Raw genomic sequence first — 21968 nt, 5'->3', positions numbered from 1 at the left:
CTCCCCGGGGACTGGGGCGACGTCTCCGTCCTGGCGGCCCGCCCCGTCGTCGTGTCCGCCGCCGACCGCGAGGAGGGTGCTCCCTACCGGCTCCACGTGATGGGTGAGGACGCGGAGCAGACGATCGAACCGGCCACGTCGCACGAGGGGTTCGGGCCGCACACGGCGGTCGTCGGCGACACGCTCGCCGTCGAACTCGTCCCGCCCCACTACGACGACGAGGAGGACGAGGGAAGCGAGCTTCGCGCGTTCTCCGGCACCACGGGCGACTTCCTCTGGAGGTGGCACAGCACATACGGCCGCACGGTCTTCCCGCTGGCCCACCGGGGCTGCCTCGTGGTCCTGAACGGCTACGGAGACCGGGCGACCGTGCTCGATCCCGCCGACGGCCGCGTCGTGGCCGAGCGCGCCCTGCCCGGCTACAGCCACCGGGCGCTCCTGGCCGCCTCAGGGGACTGCCTCGCCGTGATCTGCACGGCGGCACGCCCCAACCACCGGGTGCGCGTGTTCCGCTGGAGGTGACGCAGCAGATGGCACGGAATTGGTCCGCCGGAAATGACATGACCCCATGGCGCCGCCGGTGCACAGTGGCCCCATGAACGACAAGGGGCTCGACGAGCAGGGCTGCATCGCGCGTGAGGGCTCCCTCGGGCGGATCCCGCGGGAGTTCCGGCCCGTGGTGGCCGCGGCCCGCGACCGGCTGACGGACGTCTTCGGGGCGCGGATGACGAGCGCGTACCTCTACGGCTCGATTCCGCGCGGCACCGCGCGCGTGGGGCGCTCCGACCTCGATCTGCTCCTCGTCCTGCGCGAGGAGCCCACCGAGGCGGACCGCGCCGACGCCCGCACGCTGGACGAGGCGCTCGACAAGGAGTTCGCGCAGATCGACGGCGGCGGGACGCTGCTGGTCAGCCGTGCGCAGCTGCTGAGCGACCTGGAGAGGTACGACCTCGGCTGGTTCGTCGCCTGCCTCTGTACGCCGCTCCTGGGCGAGGATCTGGCCGAGGATCTGCCGCGCTACCGCCCCGACTCGCTCCTGGCCCGCGAGACGAACGGCGACCTCGCGCTGCTGCTGCCGCGCTGGCGCGAGCGGATCGCCGGGGCCGCGGACACCGAAGAGGCCCGGCGCCCGCTCGTCCGCTTCATGTCACGCCGTCTCGTGCGCACCGGCTTCACGCTCGTCATGCCCCGCTGGAACGGCTGGACCAGCGACCTGAGGGAGATGGCCGAGGCGTTCGGCGCGTACTACCCGGAGCGGGCCACGCAGATGCGGGAGGCGGCCGTCCTGGGGTACGAGCCGGTCGGCGACCTCACCGTCCTGCGCTCGTACGTCAACGACCTCGGGCCGTGGCTCGCCGAGGAGTACGCGCGCGTGCATGGCGTTAAGGCGCCACGCCCTTGAGTACCTCCCTAGGAGCCCCAAAAACGCCTGCGTGCCCAGTGCTAGATGAGGCCGTGGTGCCTAGATGAGGCCGTGCTCGCGCAGGTAGTCCATCTGCGCCAGCACGGACAGCTCCGCCGCGGGCCACAGGGAACGGTCCACATCCGCGTACACATGCGCGACGACCTCGCCCGACGACCGGTAGCCGTTCTCGACCGCCGTCTCGACCTGGGCGAGTCGGTGGGCGCGATGGGCGAGGTAGAACTCGACGACACCCTGGGCGTCCTCCAGGACGGGCCCATGGCCGGGCAGGACGGTGTGGACGCCGTCGTCGACCGTCAGGGAGCGGAGCCGGCGCAGGGAGTCGAGATAGTCGCCCAGGCGGCCGTCGGGGTGGGCCACCACGGTCGTACCGCGACCGAGGACGGTGTCACCGGTCAGGACCGCCCGGTCGGCCGGGAGATGGAAGCACAGCGAGTCGGCGGTGTGCCCCGGGGTCGGCACGACGCGCAGTTCGAGCCCGCCCACGGTGATCACATCCCCCGCGGCCAGCCCCTCGTCCCCGAGCCGCAGCGCCGGGTCCAGCGCCCGCACCGCCGTCCCGGTCAGCTCGGCGAACCGCGCCGCACCCTCGGCGTGATCCGGGTGCCCGTGCGTCAGCAGCGTCAGCGCGACCCGTTTCCCGGCCTTCTCCGCCGTATCCACGACATTCCGCAGATGTACGTCGTCCAGGGGCCCCGGGTCGATCACCACCGCGAGCTCGGAGTCCGGCTCGGCGACGATCCAGGTGTTGGTGCCGTCCAGAGTCATCGCGGAGGCGTTGGGGGCGAGGACGTTGACGGCGCGCGCGGTGGCGGGGCCGGAGAGGACTCCGCCTCTCGGCTGGCCGGGGAGGGCGGCTGCGTCGGTCATGCGGGGGCTCCACCGGTCGGAATGTGCTTGGTGAACTCGTCGTGTCCGGGCCAGGCGAGGATCAGCTCGCCGTTCTCCATGCGGGCCTTGGCCAGGACGGGGGTCAGATCGCGGGTGGGTGCGTCGGCGAGGGCGTCGGCGGCACTGTCGTACGGGATGAGCTGGCGCAGGGTCGCGACGGTGGGCGGCATCATCAGGAGCTCGCCCTTGTCGTACGAGGCTGCCGCGTCCGCCGGGCGGATCCATACCGTGCGGTCGGCCTCCGTGGAGGCGTTGCGGGTGCGCTGGCCCTCCGGGAGGGCGGCCACGAAGAACCACGTGTCGTAGCGGCGGGACTCGAACTCGGGGGTGATCCAGCGGGTCCAGGCGCCCAGGAGGTCCGACCTGAGGACCAGGCCCCTGCGGTCGAGGAACTCGGCGAAGGAGAGCTCGCGGGCGACCAGGGCCGCGCGGTCCGCTTCCCACTCCTCGCCCGTGGTGTCGCCGACCACGGTGTCCGGGGTGGGGCCGGCGAGCAGGACGCCCGCCTCCTCGTACGTCTCCCGTACCGCCGCGCAGACGATCGCCTGGGCGGAGGTCTCGTCCACGCCCAGCCTGTTCGCCCACCACGCGCGCGTGGGGCCCGCCCAGCGGATGTGGTGCTCGTCGTCGCGCGGGTCCACGCCGCCGCCCGGATACGCGTACGCGCCTGCGGCGAAGGCCATGGAGGCGCGTCTGCGGAGCATGTGGACGACGGGGGTGGACTGGGTGTCCTTCAGGAGCATGACCGTGGCCGCGCGCTTGGGGGTGACCGGGGTCAGCGTGCCCTCCGCGAGCGCGCGGATCCGCTCTGGCCACTCCGGTGGGTACCACTGCCCATTCGCCATGGGCGGAGGCTATCCCGAGCCGGGCGGATGTTCGAGAGGCCTCAGGGGATCTCCGGGCCGACGTCGAGGCCGGGTTTTGCGCCCCCGCCGCCCCTACCCGTCCCATCCCCCAGGGGCTCCGCCCCTTCGACCCCGGGAGTAGTTCGTCGGCTGCGGGCCGGTGGGGGCCGTTCGCGCAGTTCCCCGCGCCCCTAAAAGGGGCGCGGGGAACTGCGCAATCTTTTAAGCAGGGGTCTGGGGGCGAAGAAAGCCGTGCTCGCCTAGACGGCCGTCAGCTCGACCTGGATCTCGACCTCTACCGGGGCGTCCAGCGGGAGTACCGCCACGCCGACCGCGCTACGGGCGTGGACGCCCTTGTCGCCGAGGACCGCGCCCAGGAGTTCACTCGCGCCGTTCAGGACACCCGGCTGGCCGGTGAAGTCCGAGGCGGAGGCGACGAAGCCGACGACCTTCACGACGCGCGCGACGCGGTCCAGGTCGCCCGCGACCGACTTGACCGCGGCGAGGGCGTTCAGCGCACAGATGCGGGCCAGGTCCTTGGCCTCCTCGGCCGTGACCTCGGCACCCACCTTGCCGGTGACCGGAAGCTTGCCGTCCACCATCGGAAGCTGGCCCGCGGTGTAGACGTACACACCGGACTGCACGGCTGGCTGGTAGGCGGCCAGCGGCGGCACGACGTCCGGCAGGCTCAGCCCGAGTTCCGCCAGCTTCGCTTCGACGGCGCCGCTCATGCCGACCTCTCCCGCTTCAGATAGGCCACCAACTGCTCGGGGTTGTTCGGCCCGGGCACGACCTGGACGAGCTCCCAGCCGTCCTCGCCCCAGGTGTCCAGAATCTGCTTCGTGGCATGGACGAGCAGCGGCACGGTTGCGTATTCCCACTTGGTCATATGGCCGACTGTAGCCGTTGCCGACCACCGCTTCCCGCCCGCGTCGGCCACCGCCGCAGGCACACGTTGTCCACAGCCTCCTGCGTAGTCCGGCGGCGGACTGGTTAGGCTCGAATACGTGAGCAGGCTCCAGGTCGTCAGCGGCAAGGGCGGTACCGGCAAGACCACGGTGGCCGCGGCCCTCGCGCTCGCCCTCGCGACCGAGGGCAAGCGCGTCCTCCTCGTCGAGGTCGAGGGCAGACAGGGCATCGCGCAGCTCTTCGAGACAGAAGCGCTGCCCTACGAGGAGCGGAAGATCGCCGTCGCTCCGGGGGGCGGGGAGGTGTACGCCCTCGCCATCGACCCCGAACTGGCCCTTCTGGACTACCTCCAGATGTTCTACAAACTGGGCAGCGCGGGCCGCGCCCTGAAAAAGCTCGGCGCCATCGACTTCGCGACCACCGTCGCGCCGGGCGTCAGAGACGTACTCCTCACCGGGAAGGCGTGTGAGGCCGTACGCCGGAAGGACAAGAGCGGGCGGTTCGCGTACGACTACGTCGTCATGGACGCGCCGCCCACCGGGCGGATCACGCGCTTCCTGAACGTCAACGACGAGGTGGCCGGCCTCGCCAAGATCGGCCCGATACACAATCAGGCACAGGCCGTCATGCGCGTCCTCAAGTCCCCGGAGACGGCGGTCCACTTGGTGACGCTGCTGGAGGAGATGCCCGTCCAGGAGACCGCGGACGGCATCGCCGAGCTGCGGGCCGCGAAGCTGCCGGTGGGCCGGATCATCGTGAACATGGTGCGGCCCGCGCTCCTGGACGAAGCCGACCTGGAGCTCACGGCCGCCGCTCCCCGTACCGCGATCGCCAAGTCGCTCTCCGCGGCCGGACTCGGCGGCGCCCGCCGCGGCGGACTCGCCGAGCGGCTGGTGGGGCCGCTGCTCCAGCAGGCCGAGGAGTACGCCGAGCGGTACGCCCTTGAGCGCGAGCAGCGCGCCGTGCTCACGGAGCAGGACCTGCCGCTGCACGAACTCCCGCTGCTCGCCGAGGGAATGGACCTGGCGGGCCTGTACGAGCTCGCCACGGAACTGCGCACGCAAGGGATCTCATGAGTCTGAACCCGGCCCGCGTACTCGACGTCGACCCGCTGCTCGACGACCCGGAGACCCGCATCGTGGTGTGCTGCGGCTCGGGCGGCGTCGGCAAGACGACCACGGCGGCGGCCCTGGGGCTGCGCGCCGCCGAGCGCGGCCGCAAGGTGGTCGTGCTCACCATCGACCCGGCGCGCAGGCTCGCCCAGTCGATGGGCATCGACTCGCTGGACAACACCCCGAGGCGTGTGAAGGGCGTCGAGGGGGACGGCGAGCTGCACGCCATGATGCTCGACATGAAGCGCACGTTCGACGAGATCGTCGAGGCGCACGCGGACGGCGACCGGGCGGCCGCGATCCTGAACAACCCCTTCTACCAGTCGCTTTCGGCGGGCTTCGCGGGCACGCAGGAGTACATGGCGATGGAGAAGCTGGGGCAGCTGCGGGCGCGGGACGAGTGGGACCTGATCGTCGTCGACACTCCGCCGTCCCGCTCGGCGCTCGACTTCCTGGACGCGCCGAAGCGGCTCGGCTCGTTCCTCGACGGACGGCTGATCCGGCTGCTGACGGCGCCGGCGAAGCTGGGCGGGCGCGCGGGGATGAAGTTCCTGAACGTCGGGATGTCGATGATGACCGGCACCCTGGGCAAGCTGCTGGGCGGCCAGCTCCTCAAGGACGTCCAGACGTTCGTGGCCGCGATGGACACGACGTTCGGCGGGTTCCGTACGCGCGCGGACGCCACGTACAAGCTGCTCCAGGCGCCCGGCACCGCGTTCCTGGTGGTGGCGGCCCCGGAGCGGGACGCGCTGCGCGAGGCCGCGTACTTCGTGGAGCGGCTGGCCGCCGAGGACATGCCGTTCGCCGGTCTGGTACTCAACCGGGTGCACGGCAGCGGTGCCGCTCAGCTGTCCGCCGAGCGGGCGCTCGCCGCCGCGGAAGATCTTGATTCCGCGGCTGACTCCGCAACTGATTCCGCGGCCGATTCCGAGGCTGCAGAAAATCTTGACGAGGCCCGCATTGTCGATCAGGGGGGCGGGAAAGCTGGACTTCGTAACTCTCCCGACACGTACGGCAGTTCAGAATCTCCCGCTTCCGAAGCATCAGCTCCTGACGGTTCCGACGAAGGCTCCCCCGCCGCCACGGATACCGACCGGACCGTCGAACAGCTCACCGCAGGCCTGCTGAGGCTGCATGCCGAGCGCATGCAGCTGCTCTCCCGCGAGCAGCGCACGCGTGACCGCTTCGCCGCGCTCCACCCCGAGGTGGCCGTGGCCGAAGTGGCCGCGCTGCCGGGCGACGTGCATGACCTCGCCGGGCTGCGGGACATCGGGAACCGGCTCGCGGCCAATCGGCCGGAGCTGCCCGAAGGCTAAGGAATCCGGCGAGGTCCGAGGGAAACCCGAAGGGGACGCCCTCAGCCCCGACGGGGCCCGAGGGGCTCCGAGCGGATACGCCCTGCCCCGAAGGGAGAACGCCCTCAGCCCACCGCCGCGTAGCGCTCGTACACCTCTTCCTCGTCGAGGGGCAGCAGGCCCGCGCCGCGCTCGTACTCCGTGCGCGCGGTCTCCAGCAGGCGACGCCACGAGGTGACGGTCGGCCGCCGACGCAGCAATGCCCGGCGCTCCCGCTCGGTCATGCCACCCCACACGCCGAATTCGACGCGGTTGTCGAGCGCATCGGCGAGGCACTCCGTGCGCACCGGACATCCGGTGCACACTGCCTTCGCCCGGTTCTGCGCTGCTCCTTGAACGAACAGTTCATCCGGATCGGTAGTGCGGCAGGCCGCCTGCGCACTCCAGTCGGTAACCCAGCCCATACCGGCGCCGTCCTCTCCCGAATCGAGGCTCCCCCACGGCGGCAGCGGCATATTCACCGCCGCCAGTTGAGGACGTTACGGAAGGTGGGCACAGCGCAACACCCCCTTCGGGCCCAATCTTGAATGGCCCGAACGGACTATGCGTAAGCGGCAGATCACCCGGGGGAGTGAGCTGGGGACATGCGTGAGCATCCCGGCAAACCCGGACAATTCAGTTGAGTCACAACGGACGCCTGGTGACACATGAGGCTGATTCGGACACGTCCTCAATGAGCCCTCAACAAAAAAGTTGGGGAACCTCCGGAACGATTCGGGGTCGCCGGACGTATTGATACGTGGCCGCACTGCTGTGACAGTTGAGAGCAGCTTAGGCCAAGGCATATACGCGTGTCCGGCAAATGAGAACGTAGGCTGCCCTCATGCCAAAGAAGCGCTCGGGCGGCGGTCTGTCGGCAACGCAGCAGGCCGCCAAGTTCCTCGGTGTCAGCGTGCTCGCTGGTGCTGTCATGGCCGGAATCGCGCTGCCCGCCGTGGGCGCGTTCGGTCTGGCGGCCAAGGGGTCCGTCCAGGGGTTCGACGAGATTCCCGACAACCTGAAGAGTCCGGCGCTGAGCCAGCGGACCACGATCCTGGACAGCCAGGGCGATCAGATCGCGACGGTCTACTCGCGCGACCGCACGGTGGTCGACCTCAAGGACATCTCGCCGTACATGCAGAAGGCGATCGTCGCGATCGAGGACTCCCGCTTCTACCAGCACGGCGCGATCGACCTGAAGGGCGTCCTGCGCGCCGTGAACCAGAACGCGCAGAACGGCGGAGTGGCCCAGGGCGCCTCCACGCTCACCCAGCAGCTGGTGAAGAACTACTTCGTCGAAGAGGCCGGCGACGACCCGACGAAGGTCGCCCAGGCCACCCAGCAGACCCTCGGCCGCAAGATCCGCGAGCTCAAGTACGCGATCCAGCTGGAAGAGAAGCTCGGCAAGAAGAAGATCCTCGAGAACTACCTGAACATCACGTTCTTCGGTGAGCAGGCCTACGGCATCGAGGCCGCCGCCCAGCGCTACTTCTCCAAGCCCGCCAAGAACCTGAACCTCCAGCAGTCGGCGCTGCTCGCGGGCATCGTCCAGTCGCCCAGCCGGTACGACCCGGTGAACGACGAGGCGGAGGCCACCAAGCGCCGCAACACCGTGCTGCAGCGCATGGCCGAGGTGCACGACATCTCCCAGCAGGAGGCCGACGCGGCCAAGAAGAAGAAGCTCGGCCTGCACGTCAGCCAGCCCAAGAACGGCTGCATCACGGCCGTCAAGGGCGCCAGCTTCTTCTGCAAGTACGTGGAGAACGTCTTCCTGAGCGACCCTGTCTTCGGCAAGACCAAGGAGCAGCGGGCGAAGATCTGGAACCAGGGCGGCCTGACGATCCGTACGACGCTGGACCCGCAGTCCCAGGAGTCGATCCAGGCGTCGCTCAAGTCCCACGTCAACAAGTCCGACAAGGTCGCGGCAGCAGCCACCCTGGTCCAGCCCGGCACCGGGAAGATCCTCGGCATGGGCCAGTCGAAGCCCTACGGCTACGGGAAGAACGAGACCGAGTACAACTATTCGGTCAACTACGACATGGGCGGCTCGAACTACGGCTTCCCGACCGGTTCGACCTTCAAGCCCTTCGTGGCCGCGGCCGCGCTGGAGCAGGGCAAGCCGGCGACACAGGAGTACTCGTCGCCGAACAAGATGCTCTACCCCAGCCCCGTACAGACCTGCGGCAGCAAGCCCTGGACCAACCAGGCCAACGAGCAGGTGCCGAACGAGAGCGCGTCCGAGGTCGGTCCGTACCGGCTGAAGGAGGCGATGGCCAAGTCGGTCAACACCTACTTCGTGCAGATGATCTCGGACATCGGCCTCTGCCCGGTGATGAACCAGATCGACAAGCTCGGCGTGGTCCAGGGCAACGGCGACAAGCTCCCCCAGGTGCCCTCCATCGCCCTCGGCGCCAAGGGCATCTCCCCGCTGACTATGGCCACCGCGTACGCCGCCTTCGCCTCCCGCGGCATGTACTGCACCCCGATCGCCATCGAGTCGATCACGCAGAAGATCAACGGCACGCAGAAGTCCCTCGAAGTACCGAAGTCGACCTGCCAGCGGGCGATGTCCGAGAAGACCGCGGACACCATCAACACCCTGCTGAGCGGCGTGATCGACTCCGGTACGGGCCAGCAGGCCGGTCTCACCGACCGTGCCAACGCCGGTAAGACCGGTACGACGGACGAGCGCAAGAACGCCTGGTTCGTCGGCTACACGCCGAACCTGTCGGGCGCGGTCTGGGTCGGCAGCGCCACCCAGAAGGTCAAGATGGTGAACATCAAGATCGGCGGCGTCTATCGCTACAAGGTCTACGGCGGTCAGGTCCCCGGCCCCATCTGGCGGGACTTGATGACCGGCGCCCTCACGGGCAAGGAGGCCCCCTCCTTCAACCTGGTCGACATTCCCGACGCCGACAAGAACAAGGGCAAGGACGACGGGGACAACGGCGACAACAACGGCAATGGAAACGGCAACGGGAACGGAAACGGGAACAGCACCAACGGGACCACCATCAGCGGCCAGACCGACGGCGGTGTAGTGATCCCGACGCCTTCCTTCTCCATTCCCGAGGGATTGATCCAGGGAAACGGAAACGGTGGGCAGCGCGGCTGACCGTACCCCTTGAGCTGCGATTGAAGCGTCCGGCGTAATTACGTCAGCTTCACCGTAAGGGCACCTTCTCGGCGGAGGGCGTGACATATTCACGTCCGGCCCCGCCTTGAGGGTGCCCTTGCTGTTGCCGTCTCAGATGGAGGGGACATGAAACTCAGATCCCGACTCGGTTTCACACTCGGAGCCTTGCTCAGTTCCCTGACCCTGGCCCTGGCCGTGCCCACTTCGGCACAGGCCGCCTCCTGCGACAACTTCGGCTGCGACGGCCATGACCCGAACGTCCAGACCTGGCAGACCGGGCCGGTCAGCCCCTACGGCCCGTATGACCTCGGCGGCTCATTCGAGTATGAAATGCGCTGGGGAAAGACGGACGGAGACCAGTACAGCTGGGGCCGTCTCTGGTACATCAGCGGCTCGGACCAGCAGAACTGGACGGTCTACGTCCAGCGCTGTACCAAGAGCCACTCGACCTGTTACTGGCGTCTCGGCGAGAAGAAGGGCGGGGCCTCGGGCTGGACCTCGAAGGTCCCTGGCGGAACGAACTACTACTACACACGCACGCCGATGTACTACAACCCTTCGGGTTACGAAATGCGGGCCTGCGCGGAGGACCCCTCGGGCAACGAATCGTGCACGCCCTGGTACTGAGCGTGCCTGTACTCCACGTACGCATGGCCTGAAAGTACAAATGGCCTGAAGGCGAGCGGGGATGGCGTAATTGCGTCACCCTGCTCGCCCCGTTAAAAAGTCATTGGTGAGATTTATTCTGCTGTCCGGACTCACAGGCGCTTCCTAGACTGGCATCCCGAAAGGCAGTGATCGGGCTGCTTCATGGGGGAGGCGACTTTGACCGTGACGCCGGAATGTGACACCACCAATCCAGGAATCGATGCCAACGACCAGAAGATCCTGAATCTGTTGTACGAGGGGCTGAACGACGCGTCGATTGCCCGGCACTTGGGGGTCGGACACCGAACGGTGCAACGCAAGGTGCAGCGACTCATGGAACTGCTCGAAGCCAACGGGCGGGTGGCCCTGGGGGCACGCGCCCAGGAACTCGGGCTCCTCGGGAGCACCGACACCGATCACTGACGACCGCACGGACCGATACAGACCGGCCCGATACAGACCGGCCTGATACAGACCGATACAGGCCGACAGGGGTACCTGGGTGACCGCCGGGGCCTCGTTCACCTGACCGACAACAGCGCCTGAGGCGACGCGTCGGAATGTCGGAATCGTGGGCCAGGATGAACTCCTGGCCCACGAGGACCTTCTGGCGCCGCCTCAGCCGGCGAGCAGCTTCTTCACCACGGCGGCGACGCGACCGCCCTCGGCCAGGCCGGCCACCTTCGGGTTCACGATCTTCATGACCTGCCCCATGGCGCGCGGCCCCTCGGCACCCGCCGCCTTCGCCTCCTCGACGGCCTGGGCGACGATCTGCTGAAGCTCGTCGTCGGACAGCTGCTTGGGCAGGTACGCGGCGAGGACCTCGCCTTCCGCCTTCTCCCGCTCGGCCGACTCGGGACGCCCGCCCTGCGCGAAGGCGTCCGCGGCCTCGCGGCGCTTCTTCGCCTCGCGGGTGATCACCTTCTGCACTTCGTCGTCGGAGAGTTCGCGCTTGGTCTTGCCCGCGACCTCCTCCTTGGTGATGGCGGTGAGGGTCAGCCGGAGCGTCGAGGAGCGGAGCTCGTCGCGCCCCTTGATCGCGGCGTTGAGGTCTTCCTGAAGCTTCGACTTGAGCGTGGTCATGTCGCTGATTGTCGCAGGTGTGGTCAGCCGGTTGCCTGTTGATTTCGGGGCGCGCTCCCTTGTGCCCTCCGGGGGGAGTGCGGGGTTGTCCACAGGCGGGCAGGGGGCTCGCCGGGATCTGACACGATGGACGTATGCGCGCGCGATACGGAGTACCCCTGGGAATCACGGCGGTGGGCGCCGCCGGTCTGTTGTACGCGGCGGGTTTCGAGGCCCGTTCCTTCCGCCTCCGGAGGGTGACGGTCCCGGTCCTGCCACCCGGGATGCGACCACTGCGCGTCCTTCAGGTCTCCGACATCCACATGGTGAGCGGTCAGCGCAAGAAGCAGCGCTGGCTGCGCTCCCTGGCCGGCCTGCGCCCCGACTTCGTGATCAACACCGGGGACAACCTCTCCGACCCCGAGGGCGTGCCCGAGGTCCTGGACGCGCTGGGCCCCCTGATGGAGTTCCCGGGGGCGTACGTCTTCGGTTCGAACGACTACTACGGCCCCAAACCCCGCAACCCCGCCCGCTACTTGACCGAGAAGATCCAGGGCCGCCACGGCCTGAACGGCAACCCACCCGTGGTGGGCGCCATCCACAACCCGTGGGAGGACCTGCGCGACGGCTTCGACACGGCGGGCTGGCTGAACCTGACGAACACGCGGGGGACGCTGAAGGTCGAGGGCGCGGAGATCGAGCTGACCGGCCTCGACGACCCGCACATCAAGCGGGACCGCTACGCGCGCGTGGCCGGTGGCCCCTCGGAGTCCGCCGACTTCTCGATGGGCGTGGTCCACGCCCCGTACCTGCGCACCCTTGACCCCTTCACGGCCGACGGCTACCCGCTGATCCTGGCCGGCCACACCCACGGCGGCCAGGTCTGCATCCCCTTCTACGGCGCCTTGGTCACCAACTGCGACCTGGACGCGGACCGCGTGAAGGGCCTGTCCACGCATACGTCGGAGGGCCGGACGGCGTACCTGCACGTCTCGGCGGGCTGCGGAACGAACCGCTACACGCCGGTACGGTTCGCCTGCCCGCCGGAGGCTTCGCTGCTGACGTTGGTGGAGCGGAGGTAAGGGGCCGGAGGGTAAGGGCGGAGAGCAGAGGCCGGAGGGTAGGGGCCGGAGAGCAGGGAGCGGACGCGGGGCGCCGACGGGGGCGCGCCGCTGACAAAACAGGGCGGGAACAGCGCGCGCCACTCATACGGTCGCCCGCGGTGCAGAGACCCGGACGGCCGCAAGCCACCGACATGAGCGGCACGGACGGCTGCGCCCCGCCGACACGGACGGCATGGACGGCACGGGCTGTGTGGGCTGTGCGGACTGCGCGGACGTAACCCACCCAGGCGACCCATATCGCCCGATTCGTCCGCTCCCCTTAGCGTGGGGCCATGATCGCCCCCATACCCAAGGACATACCCGACCTCCCCGCGATACCGGGTATCCCCCCGCCGACCCTCTCCGTCGTCCCCGCGACGGCGGTGGTGGCCCCCGCACGCCGCCCGGCGGCGGCGGCCTTCCGACTCCTCGTAGCCCTCGCGGCGGCGACGGGCGTGGCCATCGAGCTGATCCTGGGAAGCCCGCTCCGCGTCCTCAGCTACTTCACGATCCAGAGCAACGTGCTCGTGGCGGTGGTCTTCGCCGCCTCGGCCTGGCGCGCGTGGACGGCACGCCGCCCGCTGCCCGGCGCAGTGACCGGCGGCACACTGCTCTACATCGCGATCACGGGCCTCGTCTACCACCTGATCCTGGCGAACCAGTCCAGCGGCTTCTCGATGACCGGGGAGATCGACACCCTCACGGGCTGGAACGCGGTGGCCAACCAGCTGCTGCACACGGCGACGCCGATCGTGGTGCTGGCCGACTGGCTCCTGCTGACCCGCCCGACCCCGCTGGCCGTCCGAAACGCCGCCACCTGGATCCTCTACCCCCTCGCCTACCTGGGCTTTTCCCTGGCCCGCGGCGCGATGATGTCCCCCGGCACCCCCACGCGCTACCTCTACCCCTTCGTGGACGTCGACCGGCACGGCTACGTCGGCATCCTCGGCAACACGGCGATCCTCGGCGTCGCCTTCTACGCCCTCGCCCTTCTCACCGTCGCCCTCGACCACGTCCGCCCCGACCCGGTCCACCACCGCGTCCGACGCCCCGAAAACCGGATTTCGTCTCCGGCCACCAGTGGGCTAAAGTAAACGACGTCGCCGCGACAAGCAGCGACGATCGGGGTGTAGCGCAGCTTGGCAGCGCGCTTCGTTCGGGACGAAGAGGTCGTGGGTTCAAATCCCGCCACCCCGACAGTGAAGTACCAGGTCAGGGGCCTGATCCATTTGATGGATCAGGCCCCTGAGTGGTTCCTGGAGATCGCTTGGGAGAAATCTGGGAGAAGATCTTGGTCGGCTTCTCCCAGGAGCAGTCTCCAGTGCCGCAGGAAGAGCGGTGCTCGCGCGCCCTCGGACCTGCGCGTCCGCGAATCCAGGGCTCGTAACTGACCAGGAACACCCGTGCGGGCTACCTCAACGGTCGTTAGGAACACCGCACATGGCAGGTCCTCGCTCAGCACCATCCCAAGACCATGCTCGCGCGCTCGCCCAGCGGGTACGTGCGTTACGGGAGGACCGCGGGTGGACGCGGGAACGGCTGGCGAAGGAGGCGGGCATCGCCATTGGGACGCTGGGCCGCCTGGAGAGCGAGGGAGCGATCCAGCCAGGTTTCTTCACCGTCGGCGCGGTGGCCGAGGCTCTTGCGGTCTCCCTTGATGACCTGTTCCGGGCGGCTCGGGTCCCGCCCGTCACACCCGGTCTCTGGTCCGCCGGATACGAAGGCCGGGACATCGACTCGTTCGTCGCCTCGCTCCTCGACAGCCGCATCAGTGTCGTGGCGGACGTGCGGCTCACCCCGATCAGCCGCAAGAGGGGCTTCAGCAAGACCCGTCTCGGGGAGGCCCTGGCCGAGGCCGACATCGAGTACATCCACCTGCGTGGCCTGGGGAATCCCAAGGACAACCGGGCTCCGTTCTGGGAGGGACGTCTCGCTGAAGGCAGGGCGAGGTTCCGCGGTGTGATGCGTTCCGACGAGGCCCAGTCGGACCTCGACCGTCTCGCTGGGCACGCCAGGCAGTCGCGTGTCGCGGTGCTGTGCTTCGAGAAGGACGAGGAGCGCTGTCACCGCCAAGTGGTTCTGGAGGCGGTCCGCAAGCAAACGTCGCTGCCCGTAACGGCGTTCGCCTGACTTCAACCATCGAGCCCATAGGCGCTCTTGCCGGAGGCGAATGCCTCGCCTCCAATCGACCGGGGGGCGAACCGGCAAAGGGGGCGCAATGGGCGGAGCGCGGCAACGGGCGCGAATAATGATCACGGTCAAGACGTATCCGGAGCTGTCAGCCAAGTACCGCGAGACCAGTTGCGTGGCTGGCATACGGCTCGGCCAGGGACCACCACGGCACGTGCGTCTCTTCCCTGTGCCCTTTCGACTCCTCGATGAGGGAAGCCAGTTCGCGAAGTACTCGGTCATCGAGGTCGACGTACAGCAGCACAGCGGGGACAGGCGGCCCGAGAGCCTTCGCCCCAACCTCGAAACGCTGCGGGTCGTGGACCACGTCCCGCCCACCGACGGTTGGAAGCAGCGGTACTCGTACATAGAACCGCTCGTCGCGACGTCTCTGTGCGCCATCAAGAGGGACCAGGAGGCGCACGGGACCTCCCTGGGCATCTTCCGTCCCGCCGAGGTCACCGGCTTCCGGCTTGCTTCGGCCGAGCCCTGGCCGGCGTCCAAGGCCGCGCTGGCCGACCAGTTGGATCTGTTCGAGCAGGATCTCAACAGACTTGAGTGGGTCCCACTGGAGTTCCGCTACAGCTTCCGCTGCGTCGACGACGATTGCCCCGGGCACGACATGGGGCTGAAGGACTGGGAGGCCGGCGAGTCATACCGCAAGTTCCTGCGCAAGTACGGCGAGAGCGCTGTCCACGACAAGCTGCGGGAGCGCTGGTTCGACCAGATGTTCACCGCAGACAAGGCTGTCCACTGCTTCGTCGGCAACATCGCCGCGCACCCGAAGACCTTCATGTTGCTGGGCTTGTTCTACCCGAAGGCGCATGTCGTTCAGTACGTCCAGGACGGCCTGTTCGGCAACTGACGCTGCGTCCCTCCGTACTCTCGCGACAGCCTGTATGACGTCCAAAGACCGATCTCTGTAGAGCTACGGGGCAGAGCACATGACCGAGCGAACTACCCACCTCGACCCTGATCCCCGCGACTGGCGCTCCCGGAAGATCCTTGTTCGGCCCCACCGCTGGTACGCCACAGTCGAGCTTGATCGCGATGGGTACGTCGACACTGCGGCCTCTCAGGGACACGACCCCGAGCTGCCCGCCGCCTACAGAGAAGCCGTCGACAGGGCACGCGACGCGTACATCGACCGTATTTGGTACGACGGCTACTCAGGCGACTTCTCGTGGGGCGACGGCCCGCGCTGGGTCACACTGTTCGTTCCGTTCCCACACGTCAAGGCCACGGTCGAGGCACTGCGCGTCGCCGAACTCGACCACGACTACAGCAGGTTCCACGCGCTTGCCGACCGACTGGCGCTTCCCGTCGATGACTGGCTTGCTCCCGGCGAGCGGGAGTTGATCCGCGGCGTCGATTTCGACCCGCCGCCTGGCGCATTCCTGAGATTCCTGCGGGGCAAGGCCAAGAAGTGCGGAGTACGCCTCAACGGTCGGGGGACCGCTGGACCGGGTATGTCGAGCCGGAGGATCCGTCGTTCCGGCCCTGGGTGGGCGGCAGAGACCAGGACCTCAGTTACGGCGCGAAACCCGTTCAGTTCCGCGCCATGGAGACACCGAGCGGCGGGAATTGCCCCTGCGGCATGCTGCGGGAGCCCAGGGACAACGGTAAAAAGCACACGGTCCATCATGCAGCGTGGGCGTTCGGCGTCCGAGCGCCCGCGAACCTGATGTGGTGGCGCGACCTGGCCGTTGTGACGTCGCAGTCACCCATCGCGTGGCGAAGGCTTGTGTTTGAAGTGGGGCGGATGCCACAGAAGGAGAACCACTACGAGCTGAAGGCGAATGGGTACGTCATCGGCTACCTGGCCGCTCACGACGTCAGTCGGCACCGCCGCTGGGACCTGATCGACGGGTCCCCCTCCGGTGATCAGGACGACACCCTGCGCCCGCGCATCATCCTGATCTGGGTGGCCGACGTCTATCGCCACCGGGGCGTCGGTGCCGCGCTCGTGCAGGCACTCGCAGACGACTTCGGATGTCATATTGCCGATGTGTCCTGGTCGACCCCAATCAGTGACGCCGGCCAGCGCCTCGCACGCCGGCTTTCACCCGAGGGCATCTGGATCAGCTGACCCTCAGGCAATCTTCCGAGCCGCTGATCAGCGGACACCAGCCCGAACAGCGGCCGGTCCTACGCCTCGTAGGGTGAGGCCCAGATCTTGACCGAGCCTGAGGCTAATGTTGTGTGCCTTGCGTCGGCGCGTGCGCAGTACGGGAGTTGTGGTTGCCGGTGGGCGCACCCGCCGCAGGGGGCGATCATTGACCAGGGGGGCAAGCGGAGCCGAGAAGCGCAGCGGCCGCGGGGAGAGACTTTCCCTATACGGCGGGGACAACCTGCTACTTCGAAGTCCACGAAGACGGCAGAGTCACTCACGGGGACTCACAGGCCGCATACGAACGGGCTGTTGCGGGCAAGTCTCGGCTGCTTCGTCCGCCCACCGTTCCACCGCGAAGGCGCCCTCCCGGACGAGCGGGCGCAGCAGCGGATTGACGGCCGCCGCCAGCTGGAGCACGAGCAGGAACAGATGGTGGCGGTGGCTCAGATGCGCGCGTTCGTGAGCGAGCAGGGCGCGCCGTTCATCGGTGGACAGTGCCTGAAGCATGCCGGAGGAGACCACCACCCGGCCCGGCGTCCCGGGCAGGGCGAACGCGGCCGGCACCGGGTCGTCGACCACGGCCAGATCCCCGGCCGCCGGAAGCTCCCGGCATTCCCGCCACGCGTCGAGGAACACCCGCGCCCGCCGCCAGGACACCACCGTCAGCCCACCGCGGATGCCAGCAGAACCAGCCCGCAGAGGAGCGCCACCGGGCGGTGCACCGGATCGTTCGCGGCCAGCGCCTCGGCCGACCACATCCCTTCGGAGGCCACCAGCGGAATCTGGCCCACCACCGTGAAGGCCAGCAGCGCCAGCGCCGTTGCCCAGGTACCCGCCGCCACCACCGCCGCGCAGGTCAGTAGCCACGTCGCGGCACGGGGCGGCAGCCTCCGGCCGGTTTACGGCACCGCCACGCCGAACAGCGCGCTCAGCAGCAGCGGTACGTAGACGTCGATCCGCACGCGTCAATCCTCCGGGTGTCCGTGCAGGAGCTGCTCCAGCACCTGCTCGTCCTCCACCGACAGCTCGGAGACGAACCGGGCGAGCACCGCGGCCCGGTCGCTGCCCTTCTCCAGCAGCGCCCGCATCCCGGCCGCCGTGTGCGCGGCCTCGTCGCGCACCGGGGCGTAGAGGTAGGCACGTCCCGCCCGTTTGCGGGTCACCAGGCCCTTGGCGTGCAGGCGGGAGAGGATCGTCAGCACGGTGGTGTAGGCGGGATCGCCGTGCAGCTGGTCACGCACCGCGCCTGCTGCCACCGGCTCGCCCGCCGCCCACAGGGCCGCCAGCACCTCGCTCTCCAGCTCCCCGCGCGCGCGTCGGCCTGCCGCTCCCTGATCGCTCACGCCTGTCGCTCCTTTCGCACACGGTTGTGACCGGAGGAGCAAGCTACTACGAGACGTAGAGGACGAATCCGGATCTACGGCAAGTATGCGGTCCAGCCGGTGCCCGCCAACCGGTGGGCGGTCCAGCCGCGGGCGTAGCCCGGAGGTCGCTGAGCCTTGGGCGCCAGCAGGGCGGTGGGCTCGCGCGCGGCCCGGCGCAGCAGGGCGGGGGTGGCGGTCGAGCGGTTGTTGCCGGAGGTCTCGGCCGAGGCGCAGCCGGCGTAGTAGGCGACGGGCAGCGCGTGGCTGCCGGTGACCAGGCACGGCGGGCGCAGGCCGAGGCCACGCAGCTCGTCGGCGGCGGTGCGGTAGCGGCCGGTGGTCACGCGGGCGTCCGCCACATTGTGGCGCAGCACCACGTACTGGGCGGACAGGTGCACGGCCAGCAGCGCCACCAGCACCGAACCGGCGAGGGTGCGGGTACCTGTTGTGCGGGACGCCGACATGATGCGCGCCGCCAGTGCGGCGAGCGGCAGGGAGAGCAGTGCGTAGACGGGCAGCAGGAAACGGGGTGCGGAGTAGTCGATGAGGAGGAGGTACGGGACGGCGAGCGCGGCGGCGCAGGCGACGGGGAGCAGGGCGGTCGCGGGGCGCGCGGTCCGCAGCGCCACCGCGCAGGCGAGAGCGGCCAGCACCGGAAGGGCGAGCCACCACAGGGTGAGGGCCGGGTGGGTCAGCGGGATGTGGCAGGGGCGGCACAGCAGCGGGCCGTTGAGGCTGCGCAGGGCGTAGCCGCCGGCCCAGTGGGCGCCCATGCCGCCTTCGGTGGCGCTGGAGACATGCAGCCGGGCGCCGATCCCGCCCCACCGGGCGTACGCCTCAGCGATCCATTCGACGCCGCCGACGGCGAGCCCCGCGATGACGGTCAGGGCGGGTGCCGGGCGCCGCCAGGCCGGTACGAGTGCGCAGGCGGCCAGCAGAGGCAGGGCGAGCCAGATGCCGTCCGGGGTCCGGAACGAGGTGGCGGCCGCGATGGCGGCGGCCAGGCCGATGTATGCGCGCTGTGCCGCACCCGGAGCGGTGCCACGCAGGAACCAGCCGACGGCGGCCACGGCGGACAGCGCCACCCACAGGTTCGGCATCGCCTGCGGCCCGTACAGCACGGTGACCCACAGGCCGCCGAACAGCAGCGCGGCGAGCGCGACCCGTCGGTGCCCCAGCAGCGGCTGCCACACCCGGAAGGCGGCGTACAGTGCCGCGGCGGACAGCAGCGCCAGGACGATCCTGAGTGTGAGGGTGGAGCCGGTCACCGCCAGCACGGGCGCGGTGAGCAGGCTGATCCCGCGTGAGCGCGGTGCGCTGAAGTACGCGGTCGGATTGCGGGGGTCGACCTGGGAGACGTACACCGTCTCGTCCCAGCCCAGCCCCAAGTGCGGGACCGTGAGAGCGAGTTGGAGCAGCGCGTAGCCGACGGCGGCCAGCGCGATCCAGGGGAGGCGGCGGGCGATCCCGCGCTTCACCACTGCGGTCGGCGCCGCGGCGAGGGTCGCGGTCACGTCCTCCCCCCTTCGTTCGTCACTTGGACTCGATAGTCACTGGGGTGCGCGGCGTGCAGGCCCGGCGGGCCGGGGAGCCCGGACGGCGCCACGCGGTGTGGCGCGCCCGTCGCGCACCGCCCGGCCGGCCCGGCGGAGTGTGCCCAGCAGCCGTGCCCGGCGCAGCACGCCCCGCAGCCGGGTCCGGGCGGCGGCGCCGACCCGTTCGCGGGCGCGCTCACCGCGGCTCCTGGCCAGCTCGGCGAAGAGCAACTCGTACCGGCGGGCGATGGGTCCCGGGTCGAAGCGGACGGCGTTGTCCAGGGCGGCGGCGGCCATCCGGCGCCGGCCGGGCTCGTCCTCGATGAGGTCATTCAGCGCGTCGGCGAGCGCGGCCACGTCCCGCACCGGCACGAGGCGGCCGTCGACCCCGTCGCGGATGATCTCGGCCGGGCCGAGCGGGCAGTCCGTGCTGACCACGGGTACGCCGCAGCGCATGGCCTCCACGATGGTCATGCCGAACGATTCGGCGTCCGAGGAGACCGCCACGATCGACGCCTTCGCGAACTCCGGCTCGATGGGCGAGCGGACCCCCATCAGCCGCACGGCGTCCTTGAGCCCGAACTCGGTGATGAGCCGCGCAAGCCGGTCACGCTCGGTGCCGTCGCCGTAGATCCGCAGGCGCCAGTCGGGGTGCTTGACGGCCACGGCTGCGAATGCCTCGATGAGCAGGTCGTAACGCTTGCCCCTGGCCAGCCGGCCGGCCGCCGCGACGATCCTGGTAGTGCCGTCGGAGAGCGGGCCCGGCGGCTCGGGGACGCTGTTGGGCACGGCGAGGACGCGCACCCCCGGCAGCGGCATCCGCCTGGCGTAGACGGCGGCGTCCGCCTCGGTCGTGGTGACCAGCGCGTCCAGGCGGCGATAGTGCGGAGCCAGCTCGGCGAGCAGCCGCTTGCTGTGGACATCGTGGCTCAGGTGCTCCTGGCCGATGCGCAGCGCGCGGCCCGGGCCGAAGCGGGCGAGGTAGACATTCACGCCGGGCCGAGTGCCGATCAATACGTCGGCGTCACTGCGGCGCAGGTACTCTCGCGCCCGGCAGTCGATCAGCCGGCTGTACTGGTGGTGTCGTTTCTCGGCGGCGGGGAAGACCCGCGCGGGCTCGGCGTGCAGCGGATCTCGCGCGTCGGCGCTGTCCGGCCGGATGTCCACCAGCGGGATCAGCCGCACGCGCGGGTCGACCGTGAAGCGCGGGTTCTCGCGGTGCCGCATCATCGAGACGATCTCCACCTCATGGTGGTCGGCGAGCGCGGCCGCAAGGTTGAGCGTGGTGCGTATCGTCCCGCCGATCCCGTAGGCGTTGTGCAGCAGGAATGCGATCTTCATCCGTGGTCTTTCCGGCCGGGGATCCGGGAGGAACGCAACTCCGCCCGGCGTACGCGCCACCATGACGCAGGGAGGTAAGCCGCCTGCGTGACGACGGAGAGAAGGAGGTAAGAGGCACTAGGCACGGACCCTTGACCGGCTCGGCACTCCCGTCGGCCGCGCACACTGGCCGGGTGACGAACACCCGTGCTGCCCGCCGAGGACGACCGGGCGATCCGCACATCGCTCGAGCGTGTCCTGACGCTGGAGGGCCGCCGGACCACGGCCCTGCGCGACGGCACCGAGGCGCTGGCCGCCGCTCACCGGAGCGGCCCGACGCGGCGGTGCTGGACGTGATGATGCCGGGCATCGACTTGCTGGCAGTGTGCCGGGTCCGCGCTCGGAGGGCGGCCGTACGCCGGTGCTCATGCTCACCGCGCGGGTGCAGACCGCCGACCGGATCGCCGGGCTGGACGCGGGCCTCCACGATTTGATCTGGCGCTACGGCTTCGGGCCCGGCTCCAAGAACCTCACCGCCTACCTCGGCTGTCTGCGGCGCAAGGCCGACCTGCCCGGCCGGCCCTGATCCACACCATCCGTGGCGTCGGCTACACCGTCAGAGAGCCATGACCATGCCCCAGGGCACAACGATCCGCCACGCGCTGCGGCCCGGCCGGTGGTCCAGCCTGGGCACCGCGTTCGCGGTCTCGTTCGCGGCCGTGGCAGCCACCGTCACCGTGCTCGTCGGCTTCCTCAGCTATGACGTGGCGGCCCGGCTGGTGCGCGTGGACGAGCAGAAGGTCTTTTCGGGTGTGGTGCGCGACACCACCCAGGGCCCCCGCGAGACCGCGCCAGCCCATCTCAGACCGGCGGCCTGACCTGCACAGATTCCACATCTGCCAGGCAGGGATCTTGCCCGGACCTCATTCGGGACGAAGAGGTCGTGGGTTCAAATCCCGCCACCCCGACAGAGAAACACCAGGTCAGGGGCCTGATCCGCATAG

General features: G+C 69.3%; 25 protein-coding genes, 1 tRNA gene and 1 pseudogene. 16 read left to right on the top strand and 11 right to left on the bottom strand.

The genetic code is table 11. The annotated features are described in order from the left end of the window. The first annotated feature begins 51 nt into the window (after positions 1-51). Together OG975_RS25935 and OG975_RS25930 are read left to right on the top strand one after the other, a co-directional pair. Entirely contained in the window at positions 52-522 is a 471-nt protein-coding gene (locus OG975_RS25935) for a hypothetical protein (protein WP_406331761.1), read from the top strand. 73 nt (positions 523-595) lie between these two features. Beyond that, the gene (locus tag OG975_RS25930; RefSeq protein ID WP_406331760.1) at positions 596-1402 is read left to right on the top strand and encodes a nucleotidyltransferase domain-containing protein; all 807 of its coding nucleotides are present in this window, start codon (positions 596-598) and stop codon (positions 1400-1402) included. Between the two features lie 60 nt (positions 1403-1462). Here OG975_RS25930 and OG975_RS25925 read toward each other — a convergent pair whose 3' ends face one another. From OG975_RS25925 to OG975_RS25910, 4 genes are all read right to left on the bottom strand, one after another. Then, positions 1463-2293: an MBL fold metallo-hydrolase gene (locus tag OG975_RS25925; protein WP_406331759.1), complete on the bottom strand. Its 831-nt coding sequence runs from the start codon at positions 2291-2293 to the stop codon at positions 1463-1465. Beyond that, the gene (locus tag OG975_RS25920) at positions 2290-3159 is read right to left on the bottom strand and encodes an NUDIX hydrolase (protein WP_406331757.1); all 870 of its coding nucleotides are present in this window, start codon (positions 3157-3159) and stop codon (positions 2290-2292) included. Before OG975_RS25920 ends, OG975_RS25925 begins: the two co-directional genes overlap by 4 nt. A gap of 260 nt (positions 3160-3419) precedes the next feature. Then, a complete protein-coding gene (locus OG975_RS25915; RefSeq protein ID WP_406331756.1) occupies positions 3420-3890 on the bottom strand; it encodes a RidA family protein in 471 nt (156 codons plus the stop codon). Next, positions 3887-4048 (bottom strand): DUF4177 domain-containing protein, encoded by a 162-nt coding sequence (locus OG975_RS25910; RefSeq protein WP_143608830.1) that lies wholly within the window; start codon positions 4046-4048, stop codon positions 3887-3889. The genes OG975_RS25915 and OG975_RS25910 overlap by 4 nt, the downstream gene beginning before the upstream one ends. A 118-nt stretch (positions 4049-4166) precedes the next feature. On the opposite strand from OG975_RS25910, the gene OG975_RS25905 reads away from it, so the two are divergent. Then, complete coding sequence (locus tag OG975_RS25905) at positions 4167-5144, top strand: ArsA-related P-loop ATPase (RefSeq protein WP_330306146.1); 978 nt, start codon at positions 4167-4169, stop codon at positions 5142-5144. Continuing rightward, positions 5141-6496 (top strand): ArsA family ATPase, encoded by a 1356-nt coding sequence (locus OG975_RS25900; RefSeq protein ID WP_406331755.1) that lies wholly within the window; start codon positions 5141-5143, stop codon positions 6494-6496. The genes OG975_RS25905 and OG975_RS25900 overlap by 4 nt, the downstream gene beginning before the upstream one ends. A 104-nt stretch (positions 6497-6600) precedes the next feature. On the opposite strand, the gene wblA is transcribed toward OG975_RS25900, so the two are convergent. After that, positions 6601-6939 carry a transcriptional regulator WblA gene (wblA, locus tag OG975_RS25895; RefSeq protein WP_028799159.1) on the bottom strand — a complete coding sequence of 113 codons (339 nt, stop codon included), beginning with the start codon at positions 6937-6939 and terminating at the stop codon, positions 6601-6603. A 419-nt stretch (positions 6940-7358) separates the two neighbouring features. Between wblA and OG975_RS25890 the strand changes: the two genes are divergently transcribed. The 3 genes from OG975_RS25890 (at position 7359) to OG975_RS25880 (ending at position 10721) form a co-directional block, all read left to right on the top strand. Continuing rightward, on the top strand, positions 7359-9629 hold the full coding sequence (locus OG975_RS25890) for a transglycosylase domain-containing protein (protein WP_406331754.1): 2271 nt from the start codon (positions 7359-7361) through the stop codon (positions 9627-9629). Between the two features lie 186 nt (positions 9630-9815). Then, the gene (locus OG975_RS25885) at positions 9816-10277 is read left to right on the top strand and encodes a hypothetical protein (protein ID WP_406331753.1); all 462 of its coding nucleotides are present in this window, start codon (positions 9816-9818) and stop codon (positions 10275-10277) included. Positions 10278-10481: 204 nt separating this feature from the next. After that, a complete protein-coding gene (locus tag OG975_RS25880; protein ID WP_381263141.1) occupies positions 10482-10721 on the top strand; it encodes a LuxR C-terminal-related transcriptional regulator in 240 nt (79 codons plus the stop codon). Between the two features lie 195 nt (positions 10722-10916). Here OG975_RS25880 and OG975_RS25875 read toward each other — a convergent pair whose 3' ends face one another. Then, entirely contained in the window at positions 10917-11381 is a 465-nt protein-coding gene (locus tag OG975_RS25875) for a GatB/YqeY domain-containing protein (RefSeq protein ID WP_327430434.1), read from the bottom strand. A gap of 134 nt (positions 11382-11515) precedes the next feature. Between OG975_RS25875 and OG975_RS25870 the strand changes: the two genes are divergently transcribed. The 7 genes from OG975_RS25870 to OG975_RS25840 all read left to right on the top strand — a co-directional run bounded on the left by OG975_RS25870 (position 11516) and on the right by OG975_RS25840 (position 16721). Next, the gene (locus OG975_RS25870; RefSeq protein WP_406331752.1) at positions 11516-12442 is read left to right on the top strand and encodes a metallophosphoesterase; all 927 of its coding nucleotides are present in this window, start codon (positions 11516-11518) and stop codon (positions 12440-12442) included. A 314-nt stretch (positions 12443-12756) separates the two neighbouring features. Beyond that, entirely contained in the window at positions 12757-13557 is an 801-nt protein-coding gene (locus OG975_RS25865; RefSeq protein ID WP_406331751.1) for a Pr6Pr family membrane protein, read from the top strand. A gap of 29 nt (positions 13558-13586) precedes the next feature. Further along, positions 13587-13660, top strand: a tRNA-Pro gene (locus tag OG975_RS25860). A 243-nt stretch (positions 13661-13903) separates the two neighbouring features. After that, positions 13904-14593, top strand: a complete 690-nt coding sequence (locus OG975_RS25855; RefSeq protein ID WP_406331749.1) for a DUF488 family protein — start codon at positions 13904-13906, stop codon at positions 14591-14593. 118 nt (positions 14594-14711) lie between these two features. Further along, entirely contained in the window at positions 14712-15497 is a 786-nt protein-coding gene (locus tag OG975_RS25850; protein WP_406336463.1) for a hypothetical protein, read from the top strand. 79 nt (positions 15498-15576) lie between these two features. Next, entirely contained in the window at positions 15577-16317 is a 741-nt protein-coding gene (locus tag OG975_RS25845) for a hypothetical protein (RefSeq protein ID WP_406331748.1), read from the top strand. 77 nt (positions 16318-16394) lie between these two features. Continuing rightward, a complete protein-coding gene (locus OG975_RS25840; protein WP_406331747.1) occupies positions 16395-16721 on the top strand; it encodes a GNAT family N-acetyltransferase in 327 nt (108 codons plus the stop codon). Between the two features lie 294 nt (positions 16722-17015). Here OG975_RS25840 and OG975_RS25835 read toward each other — a convergent pair whose 3' ends face one another. The 5 genes from OG975_RS25835 to OG975_RS25815 all read right to left on the bottom strand — a co-directional run bounded on the left by OG975_RS25835 (position 17016) and on the right by OG975_RS25815 (position 20985). After that, a complete protein-coding gene (locus tag OG975_RS25835) occupies positions 17016-17405 on the bottom strand; it encodes a M56 family metallopeptidase (RefSeq protein WP_406331745.1) in 390 nt (129 codons plus the stop codon). Between the two features lie 2 nt (positions 17406-17407). Next, complete coding sequence (locus OG975_RS25830) at positions 17408-17587, bottom strand: hypothetical protein (protein ID WP_406331744.1); 180 nt, start codon at positions 17585-17587, stop codon at positions 17408-17410. A gap of 123 nt (positions 17588-17710) precedes the next feature. After that, entirely contained in the window at positions 17711-18088 is a 378-nt protein-coding gene (locus OG975_RS25825) for a BlaI/MecI/CopY family transcriptional regulator (RefSeq protein WP_406331742.1), read from the bottom strand. A 74-nt stretch (positions 18089-18162) separates the two neighbouring features. Then, the gene (locus OG975_RS25820) at positions 18163-19623 is read right to left on the bottom strand and encodes a hypothetical protein (protein WP_406331741.1); all 1461 of its coding nucleotides are present in this window, start codon (positions 19621-19623) and stop codon (positions 18163-18165) included. Between the two features lie 36 nt (positions 19624-19659). Further along, positions 19660-20985, bottom strand: a complete 1326-nt coding sequence (locus OG975_RS25815) for a glycosyltransferase family 4 protein (protein WP_406331740.1) — start codon at positions 20983-20985, stop codon at positions 19660-19662. Positions 20986-21171: 186 nt separating this feature from the next. On the opposite strand from OG975_RS25815, the pseudogene OG975_RS25810 reads away from it, so the two are divergent. Then, positions 21172-21594: pseudogene (locus tag OG975_RS25810) on the top strand (response regulator). Further along, positions 21591-21842, top strand: a complete 252-nt coding sequence (locus tag OG975_RS25805; RefSeq protein ID WP_406331739.1) for a hypothetical protein — start codon at positions 21591-21593, stop codon at positions 21840-21842. The pseudogene OG975_RS25810 and the gene OG975_RS25805 overlap by 4 nt, the downstream one beginning before the upstream one ends. Positions 21843-21968: the final 126 nt, after the last annotated feature.

Origin of the sequence: Streptomyces sp. NBC_00203, from assembly GCF_045206325.1 — a bacterium.
Taxonomy (GTDB): domain Bacteria; phylum Actinomycetota; class Actinomycetes; order Streptomycetales; family Streptomycetaceae; genus Streptomyces; species Streptomyces lutosisoli.
The sequence above is the reverse complement of the archived record's forward strand: the minus strand, read 5'-3'. Positions and strand labels throughout refer to the sequence as shown.

Bases quoted from the DNA above. Each gene is read 5' to 3' on its own strand.
- OG975_RS25910 (WP_143608830.1), bottom strand. From the start codon at position 4,048: ATGACCAAGTGGGAATACGCAACCGTGCCGCTGCTCGTCCATGCCACG.
- OG975_RS25890 (WP_406331754.1), top strand. From the start codon at position 7,359: ATGCCAAAGAAGCGCTCGGGCGGCGGTCTGTCGGCAACGCAGCAGGCC.
- OG975_RS25870 (WP_406331752.1), top strand. From the start codon at position 11,516: ATGCGCGCGCGATACGGAGTACCCCTGGGAATCACGGCGGTGGGCGCC.
- OG975_RS25840 (WP_406331747.1), top strand. From the start codon at position 16,395: ATGCCACAGAAGGAGAACCACTACGAGCTGAAGGCGAATGGGTACGTC.
- OG975_RS25845 (WP_406331748.1), top strand. From the start codon at position 15,577: ATGACCGAGCGAACTACCCACCTCGACCCTGATCCCCGCGACTGGCGC.
- OG975_RS25915 (WP_406331756.1), bottom strand. From the start codon at position 3,890: ATGAGCGGCGCCGTCGAAGCGAAGCTGGCGGAACTCGGGCTGAGCCTG.
- OG975_RS25930 (WP_406331760.1), top strand. From the start codon at position 596: ATGAACGACAAGGGGCTCGACGAGCAGGGCTGCATCGCGCGTGAGGGC.
- OG975_RS25850 (WP_406336463.1), top strand. From the start codon at position 14,712: ATGATCACGGTCAAGACGTATCCGGAGCTGTCAGCCAAGTACCGCGAG.
- wblA (WP_028799159.1), bottom strand. From the start codon at position 6,939: ATGGGCTGGGTTACCGACTGGAGTGCGCAGGCGGCCTGCCGCACTACC.
- OG975_RS25900 (WP_406331755.1), top strand. From the start codon at position 5,141: ATGAGTCTGAACCCGGCCCGCGTACTCGACGTCGACCCGCTGCTCGAC.
- OG975_RS25875 (WP_327430434.1), bottom strand. From the start codon at position 11,381: ATGACCACGCTCAAGTCGAAGCTTCAGGAAGACCTCAACGCCGCGATC.
- OG975_RS25920 (WP_406331757.1), bottom strand. From the start codon at position 3,159: ATGGCGAATGGGCAGTGGTACCCACCGGAGTGGCCAGAGCGGATCCGC.
- OG975_RS25925 (WP_406331759.1), bottom strand. From the start codon at position 2,293: ATGACCGACGCAGCCGCCCTCCCCGGCCAGCCGAGAGGCGGAGTCCTC.
- OG975_RS25865 (WP_406331751.1), top strand. From the start codon at position 12,757: ATGATCGCCCCCATACCCAAGGACATACCCGACCTCCCCGCGATACCG.
- OG975_RS25805 (WP_406331739.1), top strand. From the start codon at position 21,591: ATGACCATGCCCCAGGGCACAACGATCCGCCACGCGCTGCGGCCCGGC.
- OG975_RS25855 (WP_406331749.1), top strand. From the start codon at position 13,904: ATGGCAGGTCCTCGCTCAGCACCATCCCAAGACCATGCTCGCGCGCTC.
- OG975_RS25815 (WP_406331740.1), bottom strand. From the start codon at position 20,985: ATGAAGATCGCATTCCTGCTGCACAACGCCTACGGGATCGGCGGGACG.